The following is a 23,853-nucleotide window of genomic DNA, read 5'->3' as shown; positions in this document are numbered from 1 at the left end:
AAATATTATCTGTTGGCAAAATAAAACAGGAGCCGGGCTTGTGAGTGCAGAACTGAGAACGGCTAAACTAGAAGACTACCTAGCCAGTAGCAAAGAGATGGGAACACTTGTGATAAATGGTTTGGAAGCCACCCTGTTACAAAAATTACAGGTTGACTGAGAGTTGTCATGACTTGATGAAGAAAAAGATGTAAATGCGATCGCAGTGAGTATCTCGAAGTAGAGAAACTGCCATTACCTTTAGGGAGGAATGAGCCTCGCGCGTAAGGGTTTTCGTAGATTGCGATCTCAAGATACGAGTATTATCTCCGAACCCCTACTGCAAAGCAGAACTCGTACTCCTTTTATAGGGGACGCTACGCGAACGCAGAATCCGTACCCTCGAAGAGCGTTCTTGGAGGGTAGAGTATGGCTTACCGTCAGGTAAAAGAAAGTATCAACAATGAAGACAATAAGTAGGTTGGTGTAAATATTTGTAGTTGGGGTAAGGCAGGAGGGAAGAGGGTTTTAGTTTAGTTCATTTTTATTCACATAGTTTTGTAAGGGTTTCAAGCCCTTTTACGTTTCGTAACATAGTTTGGTTTATTTCCACCGACTTACTTACTACTCATTTGCATCAATTTGCTCAGCTTTTAAAATCAAAAAAATTTTAGGGTTTCAAAAAATCTTTAATAAGAGGCAGAAATGGATTTTAATAAAATAGAACAAGGAATCATATTAATTGTCGATGATACTCCAACTAATTTAGAAGTATTGTTCAATTTATTAGAAGATGCCAACTTTAAAGTTCTGGTGGCTGAAGATGGAGAAAGTGCGGTTGAAATGGCAGAATATGCATCACCAGATCTCATTTTATTAGATATATTAATGCCGGGTATTGACGGATTTGAAACCTGCCGTCGTTTAAAAAATTCTTCATCAACTCAAGAGATTCCGATAATTTTTTTAACTGCTTTGGCTGACAAAATAGATAAAGTCAAAGGGTTAAATATTGGGGCAGTAGACTATATCACCAAACCACTAGAACACGAAGAAGTTTTAGCTCGCGTGAATATTCATCTGCACTTGCGAAATCTCACAAAAAAACTTACAGAGCAAAATGAGCGTTTAGAGTTAGAAATCTTTGAGCGCAAGCAAGCAGAACAGAAAATCCGCCAACAAGCTGCTTTACTCGACATTACAAAAGATGCAATTTTTGTCCGAGATTTGGATAACCAAATTCAATTTTGGAACAAAGGAGCAGAACGTCTATATGGATGGATGACACAAGAAGTACTCGGAAAAAATGCTAATCAAGTTTTGTATCCCAAAGAAACTTTAGCCAAACTGGAAAATATCCAAAAATCTGTAGCTGAGTTTGGTTCATGGCAAGGTGAATTATATCAAATCACCAAACAAGGCGAGGAAATTATTGTTGATAGTCGCTGGACATTAGTACACGATGAGCAAGGGCAAATCAAATCTATTTTAATTGTCAACTCCGACATTACAGAAAAAAAACAACTCGAAGCACAGTTTCTTCGCGCTCAGCGCATGGAGAGTCTTGGCACTTTAGCCAGTGGTATTGCACATGACATTAACAATGCGCTGACACCAATAATGATGTCAATTCAACTTCTCGAAAGAAAAATCCTCGACGAAAAAAGCCAACAATGGCTGTCGATTATGGAAACAAATATAAAACGGGCAGCAGAATTGGTCAAACAAGTGCTGTGGTTTTCACGAAAAGTCCAAGATAAGTTTACAACCTTACAGGTGAAGGACTTAATTTTGGAAACAGAAAAAATGATTAAGCAAACATTTCCCAAAAATATTAAAATCGACATTAATATTTCCAAACAACAACTTTGGCATATATCTGGTGATCCTACTCAACTGCACCAAGTAATGATGAACCTCTGTATTAATGCGCGTGATGCTATGCCTAATGGTGGTACTCTGCAAATTTCTGCAAGGAATTTTTGGGTAGATAGCCAGTATGCTCGTATGAATATTGATGCCAAAGTAGGTTCTTATGTGTTGATTTCTGTTGCTGATACAGGCAGAGGAATTTCTAAAGAAATTATAGAAAGAATTTTTGAGCCATTTTTTACAACTAAAGAAGTTGGTCAAGGCACAGGGCTTGGGCTTTCAACTGTACTAGGCATCATTAAAAGTCATGGTGGTTTTGTAAATGTAGTTAGTGAAATAGCAAAAGGAACAGAGTTTCAAGTCTGTCTACCTGTGACACAGGAAATAATAAAAGAAAGCATAGAAGATACATTTGAATGCTATCAAGAATTACCTATAGGAAACGGAGAATTAATTCTCGTTGTCGATGATGAGTATACAATTCGTGAGATTACTAGAATCTCATTAGAAAAAAATGCTTATAAAGTTTTAGTTGCCAGTGATGGCATTGAAGCTATTGCTTTATATACAAAACATCAGCAACAAATTAGTGTAGTTTTGATGGATATGATGATGCCCTCAATGGATGGGCCAACTACTATCCAGGTGTTGAAAAAGATAAATCCAGAAGTCAAAATTATTGGTGTTAGTGGGCTAGCTTCATATCAGGAAAAAATTAAAGTGTTTGGTAATAATATCAAAACTTTTCTGGCTAAGCCTTATACTTCAAGTGACTTATTAAATAATGTACAAAAAGTTCTTAATAGTAAATAGTAAAGGAAAACAGGAGACTATAATAAATATTTTTATAAAGGATGAGGAGTAAAGAATATTTTTGTCTTTACTCCTCACATCACTCCTTACACACATAGCTTTTCTCGATTGTGTTCATTACATTGTATTGGTGCAAATTTTTGCGACCTTAATAGCAATGTTTGAAATGAAACCAATTGAGAATTGCTTTATTCAAATACAACATCTAATTTATGCAATAATCCTCTAACTCAAGATACACATGATTATTAAATCATTTAGTATTTCTAAATACTTTGCATATGGTACGCTTTGACCCCACCCTCAACCCTCCCTGCAAGCGAAGAGGGTAGCGTTTGCAAAAAGCAAATGCAGGTAGGGTTTTGACTGTATTGCAACGAAGTGAGAACAGCTATATTGCATTTGCCATAGAGTTTACACACCTTTGTTCGGTGCTGGTAATACTTTAGGTTTTTGCTGTTCTAACTGTTCTTGTAAACGTTTTTGAGCAATACTTTGATTGGTTTGGGCTAAAGTGTTTTTGGGGTCAAGTTTTAAAGTTTCATCAAATGCAGCGATCGCTTCTTTAAATTTGCCCATTTTTAGCAAGGCTACTCCTTTACCAGCTAATATGTTAGCATTATTGGGTGTAAGATTATTGGCACGATTGTAAGCTATCATTGCTTCTTCATATCTTGCTAAATCTAATAACACTACACCCCGGTTATACCATCCTTGTGATAATTCTGGATTGATGCTAATGGCGCGATCAGCAGAAACTAAAGCTTCTTGATTTCTGGCTAAATGCCACAACACTACACTGCGGTTTGCCCAAATATTTGCTAACAGCGAATTATCAGTTAAATTAGTTGTATTTTCTAATGCTTTGTTGTAAGCTGCTAGTGCTTCTGGATATTTTTCTAATGTTCTCAGAATTCTACCTTTATTAAACCAAGCTTGAGCATATTTAGGATTAATTGTAGTGGCGCGATCGCTACTAGCAATTGCTTCTGAATATCTGCCTAAATACCATTGTGTCGCTGCACGATTATTCCAAGCTGTGGCGTATTTAGGATTTAAAGCGATCGCTCTGTCTAAAGATGCTATACTTTCTTCATAATTCCCTTGTCCTGCTAAGGCAATTCCTCGCTGTTCCCAAGCGAGTGCAGCACTGGTATCACCCCAACGATTATCACCTTGAAGTGCTTGTTCGCTAGCTGTTTGTGCTTCTTTATATTTGCCTAATTTATTCAAGGCTGTACTTTGACTTGCCAAGGCTAAGGAATAATTAGGACTAAGTTTCACGGCAAATTCATAAGAAATGATTGCTTGTTCTGGCTTCTCTAACAAAGATAGAGATCTGCCATGTTCCAGCCAGATATCAGCTTCTTTGGGATTAATGGCGATCGCTTGATCAAATGAAGCGATCGCTGCTGCTATTTCTCCATTCTTTTTCTGTAATAAACCTTTGGTGTACCATGCAATTGCTGGGGTTTTATTTTCCCAATCTTTATTAGTTGTGATTGCCAAGTCGCAAGCTTTTATCGCTTCAGTAAACCTCTCTAAATTTGATAAAGCTTGGCATTGAGCAACTAAAGTTAAAGAACTTTCGGGATTAATTGCTAGGGCACGATTAAATGAGGTTAATGCTTCATTAAACTGTGCTAATTTACTTTCTGCTAAACCTTTATGATACCATGCTATGACTGCTGTATTATTTCCCCAATTTTCATCTGCACGTAGTGCTAAATCACAAGCAGCAATTGCCTCTGCATATTTTCCTAAGTTCAATAATGCTTGACACCGCTGGGCTAAAGCTAAAGCATATTTGGGTTTCAGGCGTAAGGTACGATCTGCTGACACCAAAGCTTCAGTATAATTTGCTTGTTTGATTAATATTTCAGTTCGCTTCATCCAGATTTCTGGTGATTCTGGCTTCAGCGCGATCGCTTGATTGCAAGCTGCGATCGCTTCAGGATATTTCTTTTCTTCTTGCAGTAAGTTACAAAAACTTGCCCAGTAATCAAAATCTTGTATTTCTAACTTTTCTTCGGCTAATACAGTTTTGATGACGCATCCATTAGCCATTAAAAAAGCAAAAGTCAGCATCCAGCCTAAATTGCTTGCTTGGAGTTTTTTACTCAAGATATTTTTTATTAACCACATAGGGAATGTCTGAATGCGATTGATAGGATTTGATAGCAGACGCTTTCTAGTTTTTAAGCAAAAATAGTTCATAAATATTCTTAATCTTTGTCAATTTGTTAATAATTATTAATTTAGCTGGGCTTTGCCTACTATATCTACGTAAATTTCAAAAAATAAATAGGAGTACTATAGTATACTAAACTTTTTATAAAAGGGTAAGTTTTATTGAATAAACCGCCAAGTCGCCAAGGACGCCAAGAGAGATTTTTAAGAATTGTTGAGGATGGCTATAGTGAAGTGTAATTATTTGACTTTTTTACTTATTCCTTTTTACTTGCTGTGGCTGTTTCCTGATTCAGCCAAAGCACAATCAATTATTCCTGCTAATGATGGCACAGGTACAGTTATTATAAACCAAGGCAATAATATTGATATTAGTGGTGGAAGTTTGAGTAGCGATCGCGCTAACTTATTTCACAGCTTCTCAAAATTTGGACTTGATGCCAATCAAACTGCAAACTTTCTTTCACAGCCATCAATTCAAAATATTTTAGGGCGTGTTACAGGTGGCGAGGCTTCATTAATTAACGGAATCATTTCTGTCACTGGTGGTAATTCCAACTTATATTTAATGAACCCAGCTGGAATTATATTTGGTGCCAATGCTAGTTTAAATGTACCAGCCTCTTTTACAGCTACCACTGCTAACCGCATCGGCTTTGGCGAAAACTGGTTTAATGCTAGCGGCTGGAATAATTACGCAACACTGGTTGGTACACCTAATAGCTTTGCATTTGATTCTAATATTGTGGGTGCGATCGCAAATCAAGGAAATCTCACAGTTCAATCAGGTAATTTAACTTTATTAGGCGGTACTGTAGCCAGTACAGGAGAACTTTCTGCACCAAATGGTAACATCAGCGTTGCTGCTGTACCTGGTACAAGTTTGGTACGTTTCAGCATTCCAGGAAACCCCCTAAGTTTAGAAATTCAACCAATTAATGCATCCGCTAACACCAACAATCAATCACCAAATTCCCTAGCTACATTGCTGACTGGTGGCGGCGGTGGTAATGCTTCAAAATTGATAGTTAACAATAATGGTGAGGTAGAACTGACTGGTTCTGGTTTGCGAGTTGAAAATGGCGATGTCGTAGTCAACAAAGCAACTGCTGATACTGCAATCCTCACAGCTAATCACAATTTAACATTACCAGAAAGTCAACTTTTTACAAATGGTAACTTAAATTTACTTGCAAAAGATACCGTCAGAGTTCGTGATAGTGCTGCAAATCCTTTTTCTGCTATTGCTGGCGGTAATCTGTATATTCAAGGTAGTCAAGGTATTGATATTTTAGCATTAAATCATCTTGATAATACTCCTTTAATTAGTGGTGGTGACTTAACTTTAGTTAGTGATGGCACAATTTCTATTGATGCTCACTTTTTCAGTGTTGGTAAATTTTCAATCCTCAATTCTCAAGGTGAAGCTGGCAATTTTATCAGTCTTTATGATCCAATAATTAGTTCTGAAGAAGATGTAACTTTTGGTGATTATGTAGGCCCAGCTTTGAAAGTCGAATCTAGAGGTAGTATTACTGCGGGAAATATTACAATTACCAGTCCAGATTATGAAATATGCAGTACAGATTGTTCGGCAGATGAGCAGATTTTAGCTAATGAACCAGCTTTAATTTTAAGAGCAGGTTTGAGTAGTTTAGAATCAGCCGCGAATATTCCTCCTGATTTAATAGAATCTAGTACAACTTTTAGTGCAACAGGAGTTACATCATCACCTGCAAATATTCAAGTTGGTGATATTAATACAAGCGATTCGGATTTGGGATTAGCAGGTAGAGTTATTTTAGAAGCTTTAAATGGTGATATTACAACAGGTAAGATTAATTCTTCGTCAACTAACAATTTACCTGGCGAAATCACTATTGATTCTATTGCTGGTTCGGTAGACATCCAAGCGTCAGGAAATGTGACAACAGGTAATATTGATACCTGGGCTATTCTAAATAATGGCTATTATGATTCTACTGGCAACAGTACAAGTGGAAAAATCAGCATCATTGCCCAAGGAAATATCGTTACCAATGCTATTAATGCCTCTGCATCCAGTAACTATGGTACTGTTGTCGGTGAAGATGTAACTTTAGAAGCAAAAGGTAATATCACTTTTGACAGTATCAACACTAGTGCTAATGCTTTTATTATTGGTAGTGCTAAAGGTGGTAATGTCAATGTTTTAGCTAATGGAGTTGTCAAAGGTATAGGAGAAGTTTTGATTGATGGTGAAACTGCAACCGGTAATACTATCTTGACGAGTGGAGACAGTGAACCAGGATCTGTGGTAATTCAACATGATGGTGGGCCTGATAATGTCCCATTTATTGTTGGTGATGCTAGCCAAAATGGTACAAAGGGAAGTATTAATACAGGAATTAATGCAATTACACCAGCTTCGACAATCAACTCATTTCCAGTATTAGAAAATGGAGGAACTGCTGATGGTACACCTAGCGGTATTTCGATTATTTATATTAATACTCCGCCTACTGTGACAACGAATGTTAGCATACCCACAACTGAAGAAAATCAGTCAGTCACATTCAAATTTGGAGATTTGAATGTCACAAGTAAGGATGATAATCAAGACAATATCAGCGTAGTTTTTGATGAGTTAAAATCTGGTACTTTGACATTACAAGATGGTACGCCAGTCACACAGGGAACCACTCTTACAGATGATACAGTTTTGGTTTACACACCGCCAGCAAACACCACTGGTAACATTTTAGGTTTTACAATTAAAGCAAGCGATCGCGTTTCTTACTCATCCGCACAAGCAATAACTCTCAACTTTACCCCAACGCCGATACCAACACCAACGCCAACACCAACACCAACGCCAACACCAACATCCATAGATTCTATTAACCCAGAAATCTTGCAAAAAACCCCCACCACACAACAACTACCTGTGGTGAACAACTCTTCTCCAACAAGTGTACTCGACACAGAGACAGCACAAATTGACGCCAGTTTTACAAACCAAGTTCAGCAATACTTGGGAATTAGCAGCCAACCTGAGATTAAAAGCCTCAACGAAGCCCAAGATATCTTGCAGAATATTGAAAAAGCAACTGGCGTCAAACCTGCACTCATCTACGTCAGCTTTGTACCAGTTACACTCAAAGCTGACAATCAGCAACAGCAAACCAGATTATTAAATGTAGCATCCCCAAGCGATCGCCTAGAATTGCTCATTGTCACCGCCAAAGGTCAACCAATTCGCAAAGTATTAAAAATCACGCGCAAGGAAATTATCGAACTTGCCCAAACCTTTAAAATTCGAGTTACAAATCCAGCATTACTGAAAAACTACTTAGAACCAGCCCAGCAATTATACAAATGGCTAATTGCATCAATTGACCCCGACCTCCAAGACCGAAAAATCACCAATCTAGTATTTATCATGGATGAGGGATTGCGAGGCTTACCTGTAGCAGCCCTTCACGATGGTCAACAATACTTAGTAGAACGTTACAGCGTCGGCTTAATGCCTAGCCTTAGCCTCACCGATACTCGCTATGTAGACATTAAAAAAGCTGAAGTTTTGGGTATGGGTGCATCTGAATTCACCAACCAACAGCCTTTACCAGCCGTACCTACAGAATTGACTACAATTACCTCAAGCTTGTGGCCAGGCAAATCTTTCTTAAACGAAGCCTTTACCTTGAAAAATCTGCAAGCACAACGTCAGCGAACACCCTTTGGCATTATCCACCTAGCTACCCACGGACAATTTAAGCCTGGTGTCCCCGCTAATTCCTTCATTCAACTATGGGATAAACAATTAAAAATGAATGAGTTGCGAGAACTCGGTTGGAATAACCCTCCTGTAGAGTTAGTAGTACTAAGCGCCTGTCGTACCGCCGTAGGTGATAGAGAAGCAGAGTTAGGTTTTGCTGGTTTTGCAGTCCAAGCTGGTGCCAAGTCAGCACTGGCGAGTTTGTGGTACGTATCAGATGAAGGCACATTAGGATTAATCAGCGAATTCTACGAACAATTAAAAAAAGCCCCCATTAAAGCAGAAGCACTCCGCCAAGCACAAATAGCAATGCTCAAAGGACAGGTGCGCTTGGAAGATGGTAAACTCAAAACCTCTAGTCTTAATATCAATCTACCGCCAGCCCTTATCAAACTCGGCAACAAAAACTTAAAACATCCCTATTTTTGGTCTGCCTTTACAATGATTGGTAACCCGTGGTGAAGGGGAATAACTAACTTGAAAATACTTTGTGTCTTGGTGTCTTAGTGGTAAAAAATTTTAAACCACAAAAGGCACTAAGACAAGGGCAGCCGTGTGGTGTTAGCGCAGCGTTAGCGACGCAGGAGCGTCGGCAGTCCGATCTTGGGGGTTTCCCCCAGGAGGAACTGCCGAAAGGCTTTGCCGACTTGAACGGACTGCCCGCACAAAGATAGGAATTAGGCACTTATGACGAAAATGACAACTGATTATGACACTATAGCTAAGCAGTATAAAAAATCTAAAGAATTGCCTTTTCGACTCCATGTAGAGGCATATACATTTTTTCATCTGCTAGGTGATATCGCAGGCAAATCACTCTTGGATCTGGCTTGCGGTGAAGGATTTTATACTAGACAATTCCAACTCCAGGGTGCTGCATCTGTAGTTGGAGTGGACAATTCCGAAAAAATGATCGAACTAGCAAGACAACAAGAAGCCTTAAAACCACAAGGAATTAAATATATCATTGCTGATGTACAAGAACTGGGTGTGATTGGTAGCTTTGATTTGGTAGTGGCTGCATATCTACTAAATTATACCCAAACCAAAGAACAATTGCTTTTGATGTGTCAAAGCATATACGCCAACCTCAAACCAGGCGGGCGTTTTGTTACTGTTAATGATAATAATGAACAATCCCCAGATTCTTTTCTGGCAACAGAAAAATATGGATTTATTAAAAGCATTTCTGAACCGCTTGCAGAAGGTACACCTATCAAATTCACATTTGTTGTTGATGGTGAAGAATTCAGCTTCGATAATTATTACTTGAGCCGAGATACTTATGAATGGGCATTTCAAACTGCCGGATTTAAACAAGTGCGGTGGCAAAAACCACTTCTTTCTCCAGATGCGCTAAAGGAAGAGAGTCAAGAGTTTTGGCAAGATTTCCTTAACTATCCGCCTTTAATTGGTATTGAATGCATTAAATAGTTGATAAAATGAGGGAGAAATTTTTTCCCAATTCCCAATTCCCAATTCCCAATTCCCTTTATTTTTGCATAATCATTTGAGCAACTTTTTCCATCACTTTACTAAAGGGGTGTTCTGGGTGACGCAAGCAGAAAACATCGCTGCTTGCTAATTGCATTAATTCTTCTGCTACTGGCAAAATACCAGCTACAGGTGCGTTATAAGTCTTTTCTACCTGTTGGCGCAAAGCATCAAAATCTAGCGCTGGTAATGCTTTGTTAATTAACAGTAACATTTTTGGGACTTCCAATTTACGGGCTACTTCAACTGTAACGGCAGTACCTTGAAAATCTTGGCGATCGGGACGCAGTATAAGTACCAAAATATCAGAAATGACAATTGAAAGTAAAGTTTCTTCGTTTAATCCTGGATGTGTATCTATAAATAAGTAGTCTAACTTTAGTGTATTAAGTAGTTCTTGAAAGCCATCATTGAGCAAATTAAAATCAAAGCCTTCCCGCAACACTTTGGTAATATCTTTAGCTTTAATACTGGAAGGAATTAAGTAAATATGGCTATTTGCTTGTTTGGTTTTACCTAAAATTGAACTAACATCATAGGCAGTGTCTTCTATATTACAGCGTCCCCATAGATAATCATTGAGGGAGTATTTCATTTTCTGCTCATCAAAACCAAAAAGGACGTGAATACCTGGTGATTGTATGTCAGTGTCAATAATACCGACGCGATACCCATGACGAGCAACTATTGCGGCTAGGTTAGCAGTTGAATTCGATTTGCCTGTACCACCCCGAAATGAATGAATTGATACAATTTTTGACATAATTAGTATTGTGTCAGTTGTCAGTTGTCAGTTGTCAGTTGATATTACTTGTTTGTTTTTAAATGATCATGAATTTTTATTTCACGTAGAGGCACAGAGGAGGACACTTCCGTGCGGGGGTTCCTCCCCGTTGAGGAAAGTGTCCGTGACGCAGAGAGTATACATTTTGAGGTTTTAAAGTTTGTTCCAAATGTTTTGATTAAGTTGATTTTTATTTTTACTAGGCAATTTAGGTTGATAGTAAATAGTGTCAGTTTCAATTATTTCCTGAATAAATGTTTGATTTATTAGGTTATTTAGGTGCTGTTGTATAACTCCTTCTGGCAGATTTGTATGAACTGCAATTTCTGCTAAAGTGGCTTTTTGTTGACGAATGATGAAAGTTACAATTTGTCGCTGTTCATCAGGTAAATTTATCAGGTCTGCAATACTTTCTTGTGCTGATGATTGTTCAAAGTCTTGGTTATTCATTTTTCAGTTTCTCTTAGCTTTTTACCTCGGCGTTGTAATTGCTGCAAATATTCTATTTCTTCTTGATCTTCAACTGTTGTTTGTGTCTGGCTTGTTTCTAAGTTGTTGGTATCAGTATTATTTTGTTGTAAATTGAGTTGATTACGTCTATCACGCACCTGTTGCAAGTAATCTATTTCTGCGATTGGTTGAGAAGTTTTTGGAATGTCAATTACTTCTTGGAGACTCAGATTATTTGATTCTAAGTTGTCGGTGACAATAGGTGTGGTTGCTGTTGGCGAAACTTCTTTGTTGTCTCTATTCCGCAAATCTTTGGCTTTTTGCTGCAATTCCAAAAAATAATCACTTTCTGCGATCGCAGCTACTTCTGCATCCTTTTTGGCTTCGTCAATTTCAATATTGATTTTTAAGAAACCTTTCACAGTCTTGACAATTGTCGCAGCATATCTATCTATCAACACTACACCAACAGCAGTTATTAATAGTCCCAATGCTGGCGGTATTAAGGGTATCCAACCAGCTTGGAGAAATATTATATAGGCACTGCCAAATAAGCCAGCGATCGCAACCCCAGTACCTAAAATTAACAGCCAAGGTTTGCGAATCCGCCAGGCTAAGAATCCTCCTACCAAAGACCAAGCGAAGATCCACACATTTTCTTGCCACTGATCCCAATACCAAAATAGCGATCGCTGATCCAAAACTGCACTCAATATCTGACTGGCATTTTGTACATGAACCGCCACTCCAGGCATTTTTTGACTGTCTTGGGCTGCCCCACTATACGGTGTGTAAAAATCATCTTTGACAATGGGTGCTGTGTAACCAATCATCACAATCTTGTCTTTAATTAAAGCTGGATCAACTTTATCTGCAAGTATGTCGCTGATTGATACTTGCTTGGCGACGTTTTTGGCAGAACGATAATTCAGTAGTATTTGGTAATCTCCGGTATTGGCGTTGCGATAACCGCTGGCATTAGGTGATAAACGTTTAATAACAGTGGAATTAAATTGTATTTCGCCAGATTTTGTCAGTTTCGCTTCAATTCCCTTTGCTTCTAAGTAACGCACTGCCATTTGAAAACTCAAGGATGGCAGTTGATTTTCTGCATTGGCGTAATTGCAGATATGTTGATTGGCTGCTGGCAGTTTCGAGGCTTGAGGAATGGTAATCACCATACCTTGTCTAACAATTCCACCAGCATCTACAGGAAAGTCGGCAACTCCCACACGGTCTTCTGGAATGCCTGGTGCAGCGGCAATCCCAGGAGAATCGGCTTTACTTACCACACAAGCTGCTACAATGCGATCGCCCTGAGACAACCGCTTAACCAACTCTGCACGACCTGCTGCTGCACCTTGCGGCACATCTCTTAAAATATCTACACCAATTACACGCGGTTCATGTTCCTCTAGTTTCGCCAAAACCTTGGCTAATGTACCATCTTGAATCGGGTACTCTTTGCGTGTTTGAATGTCTACGTCATTGATGCCAACTATTAAAAAGCGGTTGTCTGGGCCTTCATCAGGACGCATTCTAATTAGCTGATCGAAAGCAGCTAACTCCAGTCCTTCCAAGCTACCTAACGTCCGCAATCCCATGATTATCCCTGTAATCGCTAAGCTAGTAACAATTACAGTACTGCCTACACTCAACAATGATGAAAGTAAATTGTGAGGTTTTGAACTATCACCTACCATGAGTGTATTCCCTCAAAACTCCCTGTAGATTAGGTAAAGTTATAACATTGATCCTGATTTTTTCACTAATTTGGTAAAAAATGTTTTTAGTAGGGGCGTACAGCTGTACGCCCCTACTATGTGTCGTAAACTTTAATTAAATTGATATTACTATTGAATCTTTAATGATTTTATACAAAAATAGGAACTTTCCTAAAAATGAGCTAGTCATTAGCTCAAAAATATACTGTTCAAACATGATATTTTTTGTAATAAAAATAATTTACATCTGTGCAGACTGACTTTTGCTAAGTAGGTGAACATAATTACAACAGTTTGCTTTTAACTGAGGTAGAAAATCTATAACTCAAAATTCAGATATCGAGAGTTTCTACCTCCTGCCTTCTGCTTTCTGCCTTCTGCCTTCTGCCTCTGACAAAATATGCTTAAAAAAACTTTACTTTTGCTGACACTAGGCTTAACTTTATCCACAGATTTTTTGCTCACCACTGTAGCAGCAACAGCCATTCCTGCAAATACAATTGCCCAAAGATTTGTACCGCGTCGCCGTTCTTTACTAAGATTCAAAGTACCTAATATTCGGGGTTCCCGCAATTTAGAATCTGGTGCAGCGCGTGGGGAATGCAGTCCTCAAGAAATCAGTGCAGTGGTACCGGCTAAACCTGTGACAATGGCATCTACTGACCTTCCAGTGCAATTAACATTAAGCGATCGCCCGACATTTTTTGTCAGTGTACCTCAAACTTCGGCAACACAAGCAGCATTTCTCCTGCAAAATGAAACAGGAGACGAAATACTCCTAGAGAAAACAGTGCCTTTAAATGCTAATAAAGGCATTATGAGTTATACTCTACCAGCCGATTTTCCTGGGTTAAAGGTTGGTCAGAAATACAGTTGGCGCTTTTCCCTACTTTGCGATCCTACCGGAGGCGATCGCAGCGGTGATCCAGTTACTAGCGGTTGGATACAACGAGTGCAACCAACTGCAACGGTAACTCAACAGTTGCAAACAGCGACAAATAGACAACGTGTGTTTATTTACGCAGACAACGGTTATTGGAATGATACCTTAAAAACTCTCGCTGATTTACGTGCCACAAATCCTAGTGACCTCACCTTGCTTCGTGATTGGGTAGACTTGTTCAAATCTGTCGGTCTAGATGCGATCGCTAACCAACCTATAATTCAACTGAGTACTGCTACAGCTTCTCAATAAGTTGAACATCAAAATCGCCGTACTTATGTTATGGAAACTGGATTTAAGGCAATTATTCGGTAAACAAAAGATAAATATTTTCAGTAAGTAATCTGATAATCTAGGTGTGCAATGTCTAATTGAGAGAAAAAGAGTAGATGGCAATTAGTAATCTGTTTGCAGCTGGTGGCGTGGTCATGTGGCCGCTATTGGGGTTTTCGGTGTTGGGTGTAGCATTGATCATTGAACGTGTCAGGTTTTGGCTGAAGCTTAACAAACGTCAAAACCGTGTAGTGCGAGAAGTGTTAAATCTCTACCGACATGATAATGTCGTCAGTGCAATGGATAAACTTCAGCAAAATGCAGATTTACCAATGGCACGTATTTTTCTTGCCGCTTTAGAATTGGAGGAACCCACACCAGAGGAATTTCGTTTGGCATTAGAAAGCGAAGCGCAAGCTGAGATACCAATACTCAAACGCTTTCAAAACATTTTCGATACAATCATCAGTCTTGCACCCCTTTTAGGTCTTCTCGGCACAGTTTTAGGATTGATAGCCTCATTTGCTTCTCTCAATCTCGGTGATGTGGGAGGTACGAAAACAGCAGGCGTAACCTCTGGGATTAGTGAAGCTTTAGTATCAACAGCATCAGGATTGATAGTTGCTATATTTATACTTTTCTTTGCCAATGCCTTTCGGGGATTATATCAGCGTCAAATAGCACAGATTCAGGAATATGGCGGACAACTTGAATTAATCTACCGCCGTCGCTATGAAAGAGGAGAAAAAACTTATGCGTCTACAAGATGAACCAGATTTACCAGCACAGATTAACATCGTGCCGATGATTGACGTGATATTTGCAATATTGACATTTTTTATCATGTCAACGTTATTTTTAACGCGTTCAGAAGGTTTACCAGTAAATTTACCAAAGGCAGCAACGGCAAAACAACAGCAAGTTCCCGCTAAAATTACCATTACGGTAAATAAACAAGGAGAAGTCAGCGTTAACCGGGAAGCAATTGCAGTTGAGAATTTGACACAGCGAGTCAAGGCTTTAGTTGGTAGTAACCCTGAATCATTAGTAATTATTAATGCTGATGAAACTGTATCTCACGGTAAAGTAGTGGCAGTAATGGATCAGGTGCGTCAGGTGCAGGGAGCAAAATTAGCGATCGCTACCCAAAAACCATAACTAAAGAATAGGTAATTGGTGAGGGAGGCGCAGGTACAGGGGGTTTCCACGCCACTTCCTTCAACGGGGGGGAACCCCCTTCTCCTTTGGAGAAGGATTCACCCGAAGGCAAAACTATGTTACAAGATGTCAATTTACTTGGAACCCTCACCAATGACGCCACGTGGTTCACTTGGGGAGCCAGTGCGCTATCGCGCTCTGCCGACAGCCGCGCATGTGGCGTGAGACCCCAAGACCGCAGTGGCTCACAAATGACAAATGACAACCTTTACCTTTTAGCTTTATTTGTGCCTACCTACTTTGCCATTTTTAATAGTATTTTAAAAGCACCATGATTATTTTTAGAGGATAGTCCATGACCATTTGGGTAAATGAGCAGATAGATCCTTCTGGCATGATTTATGCCTGTATTGCTTGTTGTGATGAGTCTCAAGCCAAAGATTGTCATGAATCCTTTGAGAAAAATTTGACTGAGACACAAAAATCAACAGGTTGGATAGCACGACTACGGATAGTCGATTCTTGGGATGAAGTTCCAGTTAATGCTTTAAAACTTGATTAATGGGAATTGGGAATGGGGCATGGGGAATTGGGAATGGGGCATGGGTAAATAATTTAACTTTTAACTCCCAACTCCTAACTCCTAACTGTTAACTCCCAACTCCAAACTCCTAACTCAGCACTCTTAACTTTCAAGGTTAATAAACTATAAAAATCAGGTTAAAGTTATAAATTTTATTTAAAACAGCTAAAAAAATCTTACTTGTGAGGTAAATTTAATGATTTTTATGAAGTATTAAGAGTTATCATCGATCCCAAGGAATAAATTAACAACTTGCAAAAACCGAATTACTCTAGTGAACTATCCTCAAGTTTACATTTCGGAGCAAGGCTGTCCTATTAATTTGGTTGGCAAAACGGGACAAGCGGTTCAAATTTCAATTCATCCTCCCAGTGAGTATATCTGTGCCAACCGCGAACAGGTATTACCAGATTGGAAACAGCAACCTTTTTTGTGGGTTGTGATTGTCTTACAACAATCACGATATCAATTGGTGGAATCTACCCCAGAAATAGAAACAGAAAAAGAACGCCTACGAGAAAAGTTTATGAGATTTGGCTGTGACCTAGCCTTTAATTTACGCGATCGCGGTTACTTAGCAGATCTCATAGACCCCCGCACAGGCTATCCTTTACTTTCCCACCCTGGAGTAATTCCCCACAACGATACAGCAGTTGTCAAAGCTTTACTAAAATATCCAGTTATTAAAAATAAATGTTGTGTGCTAGTGCATCCTGTTTGGGGTACAGCAGTTTATCCCAGCATCTTGATCTCAGAAGCACCCCCATTCATTATCGAATCGGTGACAAAATCTATAGCACCCATGCATGGATGGAAGGAAGTTAGTTGATAGTCAGTTGTTAGTTGTTAGTTGTCATATGATGTTTGGCATATCACCCTTCAGGACTTACGCACAGGTAACGGAAAATAGAACCACCTACGCGCCAAATGGGGAGATTAATGAAAACTAAACTATTGTTGATTTTATTTTGTATTGGTTTTGTGGGAATAGAGGCGGTATCTATCGCTAAGCCTCCTACATCTAATAATGTTCAAGAGCAGATTAACGGTATTCCCGTATATCGACAAAGTGGCAGTTTCATTGCTCCAGAAACCTTAGATGGTCTGATTAGCACCTCTGATTTGGTTGTTATCGCTAAAATAAATCAATCAATTGAAGAAGCCAAGTCCGTACCGGAAGTCGCTGCTGATGGTACTATTGGCGCACCAATTTCTCAAGTGCAGGGGGAAATTCGCCAAGTTTTTAAAGGCAATTTTTTCCTTAAAGGTCAAACAATTACAATTGGACAACAAGCAGCTGTGTTAACGGCTGAAGACGGAAAACCCTATATTCGAGCTATTGATGACTATCAGCCCTTTAAGAAAGGGCGTTATCTTTTATTCTTGAAAAAAGGATTTGATGGTCAAACTTATTTTCCCATTGGTGTTTACTACGGCAAATATAATATCGATGGTACAGATACATCTGAAGATGTAATTCAGGATGAAACCTTCAAAAATATCCGCAGTGCTGTCAGGCAAAGATTTAAAGACAGTGAATAAGAAAAAAAGCCTACTCAATATTTAATAAATCTAATAGATACATTTAGAGGTTGTTTTAAAAGTTGGGTAGGTTGTAAAAAAGCTCTCTTGGTATAGGCGCTAGCATAGACAGTAAACAGCACCAGAGAGCAAAAATCAGTAGATAAAATCGGTGCAGGTTGACTGCACCGATTAAACAATTGAAATTGAATTTTCCCGGACATTTCCCTCACGCTATTGCTGAAGCTTGGGGTTTAGCGAAAATCATTCTTCCTGCTGAGGTTTGCAAAGCACTGGTGACTACTACCCGCAATTCACCACCTACATAGCTGCTACCTTCCTCAACAACTACCATTGTGCCGTCGTCTAAATAGCCAATTCCCTGACTGGGTTCTTTGCCTTCTTTGAGAATTTTCAAGTCAAGGTTATCGCCAGGTAAATAAGTGGGACGAACGGCGTTTACCAAATCGTTGACGTTCAATACAGGTACTTTCTGAACACTGGCAACTTTCGATAAGTTGTAGTCATTGGTTAATAGTGTACCGCTGATTTCTTGGGCAAAACGCACTAATTTTGCATCTACGGTAGAAATATCTTCGTAGTCTACTGGGTTGATGAGAATGCGTTCTGGATAAGCTTCCCGAATGCGGTTGAGAATCTCTAATCCTCGCCTTCCCCGTACCCGCTTTTGGTCTTTGCTGGCATCGGCGACTTGTTGCAACTCCTGCAAAACAAATTGTGGTACGATAATTTGCCCTTCCAGAAAACCTGTTTCTAGTAGTGCTTCTATACGACCATCAATAATACAGCTAGTATCTAAAACTTTGGTATTGGCAGGTTTTAGTGTTCCTTCCACTACCATTGTTTCCACGGTGTTGGGATTAATAAACCGCAATAAGCCGCGACCGTGGGTATCTGCCAAATTCATCCCAGTGACAGCAAGTATAATGCTACCAACAACTGCCACTAGCGGCTTAATAAAGCTAAAGTCTGTGGGAATGGGTAGCAGAAATAGTGGCGCCAGCATTAAGTTAGCTAGCAATAGCCCAATTACTAAGCCAATGGCACGAGTTAAAATGACTTCGAGGGGTAGTTCTCGAACTTGTGCTTCTATGCGACGATATGTGGTTTGAAAGCTGAGTCCGACAGCACCGCCGATAATGGCGGCAAAGACTGCAACAACTAAGCGTAAAGCTTCTAGGTTTGTCACCCGTTCTAGGGCGCCATAAGGTAGTAGTTCTATGCTGTAGAACCCTATTCCCGCTGCTGCTACGATAAATGAGATAATGATAATGGCGTCAAGCATGGTTGTCTTGTTTTCCTGCGATTGTGTTACCCGATAGATCAAGTCAAGTATCTTTCATTTTCCCAATTAGAGAGATTAATCAATATTTGCTTACATTAGGGTTTTGAGCAGGGAATATCTGCAAACATTATAACCAAAGTGTTTTCTGTTAATATTTTTCATAATTTTGTAGTAAAACGATAAAAAACTGTAAACAAAGTATTAATTCGCATTATTGGTAATTTTCTCTTGAATTAATTAATTCTTGATCACAATGAGTCAAAAAATTAATGTTTCTAGCATTGCGACTTCTGCTTACATACACATTCCCTTTTGCAGACGGCGATGTTTTTATTGTGATTTTCCTGTGTTTGTGGTGGGCGATCGCAATCGGGGTGAAACATCTGGTACTATCTCCCATTATGTTGAGGTGCTATGTGAAGAAATTGCCATTTCACCAGCCTTTGGTCAACCCCTCAAGACAATTTTCTTTGGCGGTGGTACTCCTTCACTGCTATCAATAGAACAGCTAGAACGTATACTAACAGCTATAGACAAGCATTTTGGCATTGCTTCTGGTGCGGAAATTTCGATGGAAATTGACCCAGGTACATTTGATTTAGCGCATATAGCAGGCTATCGAAACGCAGGTGTGAATCGGGTAAGCCTTGGTGTACAAGCGTTTCAGGCTGAATTGTTAAAAATTGCTGGGCGATCGCACTCAGTTAGCGATATTTTTGCAGCTGTAGAATTAATCAAGCAAGCTGAGATTCCCGAATTTAGTTTAGACTTAATTTCAGGTTTGCCGCATCAGTCTTTAGATCAGTGGCAAGAATCTTTAGATAAAGCCGTAGCGATCGCACCAACTCACATATCCATATATGATCTTATCATTGAGCCAGGCACAGCTTTTCATCGTTACTACAAACCTGGTGACAGTCCTTTACCAACGGATGAAACCACAGTCAAAATGTACCAGATGGGGCAGCAAGTTTTGACTAGTGCAGGTTTTGAACATTATGAAATTTCCAATTATGCCCAAAGAGGACATCAGTGCAAGCATAATCGGGTTTATTGGGAAAATCGCCCTTATTATGGCTTTGGTATGGGTGCAGCGAGTTATATAGAGGGGAAACGCTTCACTCGTCCGCGTAAAACTCAGGAATATTATCAATGGGTGCAAGATTTAATTGCCAATGGTGGCGTGATTGATTGTCAAGTTACACCACCAGAGGAAATTTTGTTAGAAACCTTAATGTTGGGGTTGCGTTTAGCAGAAGGTGTGAGTTTAGCCGCCTTAGCCAGGGAGTTTGGTGAGGATAAGGTGCAGGAAATTCACCAGTGTTTGCGATCGTATTTTGATCAAGGTTTGGTAGAAGTTGTAGAAGGGAGATTACGCTTGTGCGATCCCCAAGGATTTTTATTTTCTAATGTCATGTTAGCAGAGTTATTTAGTGCTTTGGGGTGATTTGTCAGTTGTTAGTTGTTAGTTATCAGAGTTAGTTGTAATTCACCACTAACTACTGACTACTGACCAATGACTAAATTGGTAAACGATTAATATCTTTGTTGCAACCAATAACTACCATCGCTGAACCACGTTCTAAACGCCTATTTGGTTCAGGATTAATTTTAAATTTACCATCCTGACTCACCGCCAGTAAATTCAAACCATAGCGGTTCCGAAGTTGCAGTTCAGCAACTGTTTTGCCATGAAATTCATCAGGTACAATTAACTCAACAATACTGTTATCTGGATCAAGGTCAAATCTATCTAAGATAGATGGTTTAGTGAGTGTTCGTGCTAAGGCACAACCTGCTTCATATTCTGGAAATACAACATGATCTGCTCCCACTCGTTTTAACAACTTTTGGTGAACTTCGCTAGAGGCTTTGGCAACCACATGGGGTACACCGCCCTCTTTAACATTTAAAGTGGTGATGATACTTTCTTGAATATAGTTTCCAATTGCAATAATTACCGTATCAAATTCAAAAATTCCGGCTTCTTTCAGCGCACCAGGTTCAGTTGAGTCCAGTTGTAAAGCATGACCAACTATTTCATCATTCAATGCTTGTGATACTCGTTTTTCATCAATATCTGTCGCCAACACTTGATAACCTAATCTACTTAGTGTTGAACAGACAGATCTACCAAAACGACCTAACCCAATTACAGCAAATTGGTGGTTATCTTTACGTAAACTGCGAAAAAAACCTAACGATGAAAGATTCACAGTTAATATCCTTGTGTTAACTCCCTGTATTTAGGGCAAAAAACGGTTAGACCAGATTATTAAAATTTTATTTTTTGCCTAATATTTTATTTTATCAGTTGTCATTTGTCAGTTGTCAGTTGTCAGTTGTTATTCCCTTCGTTACCAATTCCCCATTCCCCATTCCCCATTCCCCATTCCCAATTCCCCATTCCCAATTCCCCATTCCCAATTCCCCATTCCCAATTACCCAACAAGTAAATTTTCTTCAGGATAGTGAACCCTGCTAGGGCGGGGGTCTCCTAGTACAGCAGCCATCAGTAGTAAGACACCTACTCTTCCCACATACATTGTCGCAATTAAGATCAGTTTTGCTGCTGTAGAAACGGTGCCTGTGATACCTGTAGAAAGACCTACTGTTGCAAAGGCTGATACCACTTCAAACAAAATCTTAATAAAATCCAATTCTGGATCTGTCAAAGCAATTAAAATTGTAGACAGAATTACAGTAGCGAAAGAACCTACTAAAACGCCAACGGCTTTCAAAATTAAAGTTATTGCTATTTTCCGGTCATACAATAAAACTTCTTCTTTTCCTTGGAGAATTGCTTTAGTGCAACTGGTAAGAACTCTCACTGTAGTAGTTTTGATGCCGCCTCCAGTACCACCTGGACTTGCACCAAGAAACATCAGGGCAATGGTGATAAATAGACCAGCAGTGGTCATTTTGCCGATATCAATGGTGTTAAAGCCAGCAGTTCTAGGAGTCACAGATTGAAACCAAGCTACTAATAACTGGTCTTTGAAATTAAGTGAGCCAAATGTTTCTGGGTTTCTTGTCTCTATACATAAAAATGCAATTGTACCCAAAAATAAAAGTATTAAGGTTGTGCTAGTTGCAACTTTAAAATCTAGAGAGAATACTAGACATACCTGGCGTTTGAGTAGGCGATCGCGCAACCAAATATACATTTCTAAAATTACTTGATAACCAATTCCTCCAAAGATAATTAACAGTGTCACAGTGAAGACTACTAAAAAAGATGACTGATAACCAATCAAGTTATCTTTAAATAGACTAAAACCTGCATTATTCCATGAATTTACACTATGAAAAATCGCCAACCACAGACCTTTATCCCAACCATAATCAGGGACAAATACAGGCAAGAGTAAAAATATTCCTGTGATTTCAAAAATTAAAGTTGTGGCAATAATTGAGCGAATAACTTGAGCGCTGCCATGCATTCCTGGTCGGTCTAAAGCTTGTTGAATGGCGACTTTTTGCCGCAAATCAAATTTGCGTCCAATCAGCAGAATGAGAAAGGTGGTGCTTGTCATGTAGCCCAAACCGCCAATTTGAACTAACAGCATAATAAACAACTCACCCCAAAAGGAAAAATAAGTACCAGGATCAACCACTGATAGACCAGTAACACAAACTGCGGATGTCGAGGTGAACAGCGCCACAATTGGGTCATTCCAAGTTCCATCGCTAGTAGAAAAAGGCATCATCAACAGAATGGTTCCTATGGTGATGACAGCTATAAATCCTAGGCAAACTGTGCGAGGAACAGTCATAAACAATTAACAATGAAAAATTAAAAATTTCACAACTCTCTGCTGACGGTTGCTTATGGTAAAACTGAGAAATTCTTACCAGGAGGAGCAGTGGGGCTGATCTTCTCTGGAACCAAAAACATCCTTATTTAATTAAAAACATACATGGTAGCCTACGAATATGTTTTTTTTAGGGGCATGGGGCATTGGGCATGGGGCATTGGGCATTGGGAATATTCTCTCTCATCCCCCTCATCCCCCTCATCTCCCCATGCCCAATAACTATTTATTCCCGCACAATAAGCCAAAGCGAATTAACCCGCGCTGATAGCCGCGACGCATCAACCCCAGCGATAACGCACCTTGAATAGTAGTCCAACCAGCTTGCAATAAGCCGAAAATCGCTTGGGGAGTAAACGCAGAATCAATGACTACATTCCAAAAGGGGGCAACAGCCTGTGACCAGTCAGCAGTGCGGATATTGTTTAATGGTAGTTGACGAGCAATTTCTTCATACTCTGGTAAGGAAATTACATAAGGCAAACAATACACCCGATAAATATCCTGCAAGTGTTTTTGTTCATCTGCTGTTAGTGGTGTCTCAGCAATTGGTCGATGACACCATGTCACCATAATCAAAGTACCACCAGGTTTTAACACTCGATAGCATTCTTGCATAAACAAAGTTTTATCTGGCATGTGTTCGCCACTTTCCAAAGACCACACCAAGTCAAAAGAATTATCTGCAAAGGGCATTGCTTGAGCATTAGCCACCTGAAACAGAGTTCTGGCACTCAAACCAGCCTCTTGGGCGCGTTCTGCGGCTCTTGCAGCTTGCACTGGACTCAAAGTGATCCCTGTTGCCTTAGCATTAAATTTATCTGCTAAGTAAAGAGAACTGCCACCAATGCCACAACCCACATCGAGAATATTCTCCGCTGTTTGTACCCCAGCCCAATTAAGTATTTCTTCGATTAAATCAATTTGCGCTTGACGGCGATCTTTTTTCTGGCTACCATCAGCCCCGTAGTAGCCGTGGTGCATGTGTTCGCCCCAAATCTGCTCCCACAAACCGGAGGAAGCATCGTAAAACTGCTGTATTTGCTGGTATAGTGTTGCACTCATGAGGAAAGCAGTGGTAAAGGTGATGGGGTGATCTTCTCTGGAACCAAAAACATCCTTATTTAATTAAAAACATACATGGTAGCCTACGAATATGTTTTTTTTAGGGGCATGGGGCATTGGGCATGG

19 protein-coding genes are annotated in these 23,853 nt (G+C 39.5%); 11 read left to right on the top strand and 8 right to left on the bottom strand.

Annotated elements, in window-relative coordinates; genetic code table 11:
• The first annotated feature begins 684 nt into the window (after window positions 1-684).
• Complete coding sequence (locus I8748_RS29735) at window positions 685-2,664, top strand: ATP-binding response regulator (protein WP_198128087.1); 1,980 nt, start codon at window positions 685-687, stop codon at window positions 2,662-2,664.
• Window positions 2,665-3,078: 414 nt separating this feature from the next.
• Here the strand turns inward: I8748_RS29735 and I8748_RS29730 are convergent, their stop codons facing one another.
• The gene (locus I8748_RS29730; RefSeq protein WP_225896589.1) at window positions 3,079-4,881 is read right to left on the bottom strand and encodes a tetratricopeptide repeat protein; all 1,803 of its coding nucleotides are present in this window, start codon (window positions 4,879-4,881) and stop codon (window positions 3,079-3,081) included.
• A gap of 217 nt (window positions 4,882-5,098) precedes the next feature.
• Here I8748_RS29730 and I8748_RS29725 point away from each other — a divergent pair, with 217 nt between their 5' ends.
• A complete protein-coding gene (locus tag I8748_RS29725; protein WP_225896588.1) occupies window positions 5,099-9,073 on the top strand; it encodes a CHAT domain-containing protein in 3,975 nt (1,324 codons plus the stop codon).
• Window positions 9,074-9,298: 225 nt separating this feature from the next.
• Window positions 9,299-10,045, top strand: a complete 747-nt coding sequence (locus I8748_RS29720; protein WP_225896587.1) for a class I SAM-dependent methyltransferase — start codon at window positions 9,299-9,301, stop codon at window positions 10,043-10,045.
• Window positions 10,046-10,103: 58 nt separating this feature from the next.
• On the opposite strand, the gene I8748_RS29715 is transcribed toward I8748_RS29720, so the two are convergent.
• The 3 genes from I8748_RS29715 to I8748_RS29705 all read right to left on the bottom strand — a co-directional run bounded on the left by I8748_RS29715 (window position 10,104) and on the right by I8748_RS29705 (window position 13,042).
• Window positions 10,104-10,868: a MinD/ParA family ATP-binding protein gene (locus I8748_RS29715; RefSeq protein WP_198128084.1), complete on the bottom strand. Its 765-nt coding sequence runs from the start codon at window positions 10,866-10,868 to the stop codon at window positions 10,104-10,106.
• Between the two features lie 174 nt (window positions 10,869-11,042).
• A complete protein-coding gene (locus I8748_RS29710) occupies window positions 11,043-11,339 on the bottom strand; it encodes an ArsR family transcriptional regulator (RefSeq protein WP_198128083.1) in 297 nt (98 codons plus the stop codon).
• Window positions 11,336-13,042 carry a CHASE2 domain-containing protein gene (locus tag I8748_RS29705; RefSeq protein ID WP_198128082.1) on the bottom strand — a complete coding sequence of 569 codons (1,707 nt, stop codon included), beginning with the start codon at window positions 13,040-13,042 and terminating at the stop codon, window positions 11,336-11,338. Before I8748_RS29705 ends, I8748_RS29710 begins: the two co-directional genes overlap by 4 nt.
• A 421-nt stretch (window positions 13,043-13,463) precedes the next feature.
• Between I8748_RS29705 and I8748_RS29700 the strand changes: the two genes are divergently transcribed.
• The 7 genes from I8748_RS29700 (at window position 13,464) to I8748_RS29675 (ending at window position 17,562) form a co-directional block, all read left to right on the top strand.
• The gene (locus I8748_RS29700; protein ID WP_198128081.1) at window positions 13,464-14,258 is read left to right on the top strand and encodes a DUF928 domain-containing protein; all 795 of its coding nucleotides are present in this window, start codon (window positions 13,464-13,466) and stop codon (window positions 14,256-14,258) included.
• Window positions 14,259-14,395: 137 nt separating this feature from the next.
• The gene (locus I8748_RS29695; protein WP_198128080.1) at window positions 14,396-15,049 is read left to right on the top strand and encodes a MotA/TolQ/ExbB proton channel family protein; all 654 of its coding nucleotides are present in this window, start codon (window positions 14,396-14,398) and stop codon (window positions 15,047-15,049) included.
• A complete protein-coding gene (locus tag I8748_RS29690) occupies window positions 15,033-15,437 on the top strand; it encodes an ExbD/TolR family protein (RefSeq protein ID WP_198128079.1) in 405 nt (134 codons plus the stop codon). Before I8748_RS29695 ends, I8748_RS29690 begins: the two co-directional genes overlap by 17 nt.
• Window positions 15,438-15,553: 116 nt before the next feature.
• On the top strand, window positions 15,554-15,772 hold the full coding sequence (locus I8748_RS34760) for a hypothetical protein (protein WP_214662811.1): 219 nt from the start codon (window positions 15,554-15,556) through the stop codon (window positions 15,770-15,772).
• Window positions 15,773-15,792: 20 nt separating this feature from the next.
• Window positions 15,793-15,999 carry a glycogen debranching protein gene (locus I8748_RS29685; protein ID WP_198128078.1) on the top strand — a complete coding sequence of 69 codons (207 nt, stop codon included), beginning with the start codon at window positions 15,793-15,795 and terminating at the stop codon, window positions 15,997-15,999.
• Between the two features lie 295 nt (window positions 16,000-16,294).
• Window positions 16,295-16,849 (top strand): methylmalonic aciduria and homocystinuria type D protein, encoded by a 555-nt coding sequence (locus I8748_RS29680; protein ID WP_198128077.1) that lies wholly within the window; start codon window positions 16,295-16,297, stop codon window positions 16,847-16,849.
• Between the two features lie 110 nt (window positions 16,850-16,959).
• Window positions 16,960-17,562 (top strand): hypothetical protein, encoded by a 603-nt coding sequence (locus tag I8748_RS29675; RefSeq protein WP_198128076.1) that lies wholly within the window; start codon window positions 16,960-16,962, stop codon window positions 17,560-17,562.
• 208 nt (window positions 17,563-17,770) lie between these two features.
• Here I8748_RS29675 and I8748_RS29670 read toward each other — a convergent pair whose 3' ends face one another.
• The gene (locus tag I8748_RS29670) at window positions 17,771-18,847 is read right to left on the bottom strand and encodes a PIN/TRAM domain-containing protein (protein ID WP_198128075.1); all 1,077 of its coding nucleotides are present in this window, start codon (window positions 18,845-18,847) and stop codon (window positions 17,771-17,773) included.
• 253 nt (window positions 18,848-19,100) lie between these two features.
• Here I8748_RS29670 and hemW point away from each other — a divergent pair, with 253 nt between their 5' ends.
• Complete coding sequence (gene hemW, locus I8748_RS29665; protein WP_198128074.1) at window positions 19,101-20,294, top strand: radical SAM family heme chaperone HemW; 1,194 nt, start codon at window positions 19,101-19,103, stop codon at window positions 20,292-20,294.
• A 73-nt stretch (window positions 20,295-20,367) separates the two neighbouring features.
• Here the strand turns inward: hemW and I8748_RS29660 are convergent, their stop codons facing one another.
• From I8748_RS29660 to I8748_RS29650, 3 genes are all read right to left on the bottom strand, one after another.
• A complete protein-coding gene (locus I8748_RS29660) occupies window positions 20,368-21,063 on the bottom strand; it encodes a potassium channel family protein (protein ID WP_198128073.1) in 696 nt (231 codons plus the stop codon).
• A 225-nt stretch (window positions 21,064-21,288) separates the two neighbouring features.
• Window positions 21,289-22,623, bottom strand: a complete 1,335-nt coding sequence (locus I8748_RS29655; protein ID WP_198128072.1) for a TrkH family potassium uptake protein — start codon at window positions 22,621-22,623, stop codon at window positions 21,289-21,291.
• 261 nt (window positions 22,624-22,884) lie between these two features.
• Window positions 22,885-23,727, bottom strand: a complete 843-nt coding sequence (locus I8748_RS29650) for a methyltransferase domain-containing protein (RefSeq protein ID WP_198128071.1) — start codon at window positions 23,725-23,727, stop codon at window positions 22,885-22,887.
• Window positions 23,728-23,853 lie beyond the last annotated feature (126 nt).

Origin of the sequence: Amazonocrinis nigriterrae CENA67, assembly GCF_016056305.1 — a bacterium.
GTDB classification, from domain to species: domain Bacteria; phylum Cyanobacteriota; class Cyanobacteriia; order Cyanobacteriales; family Nostocaceae; genus Amazonocrinis; species Amazonocrinis nigriterrae.
Note: the sequence above shows the minus strand (reverse complement) of the source record. Positions and strands in the feature narration are given on the sequence as shown.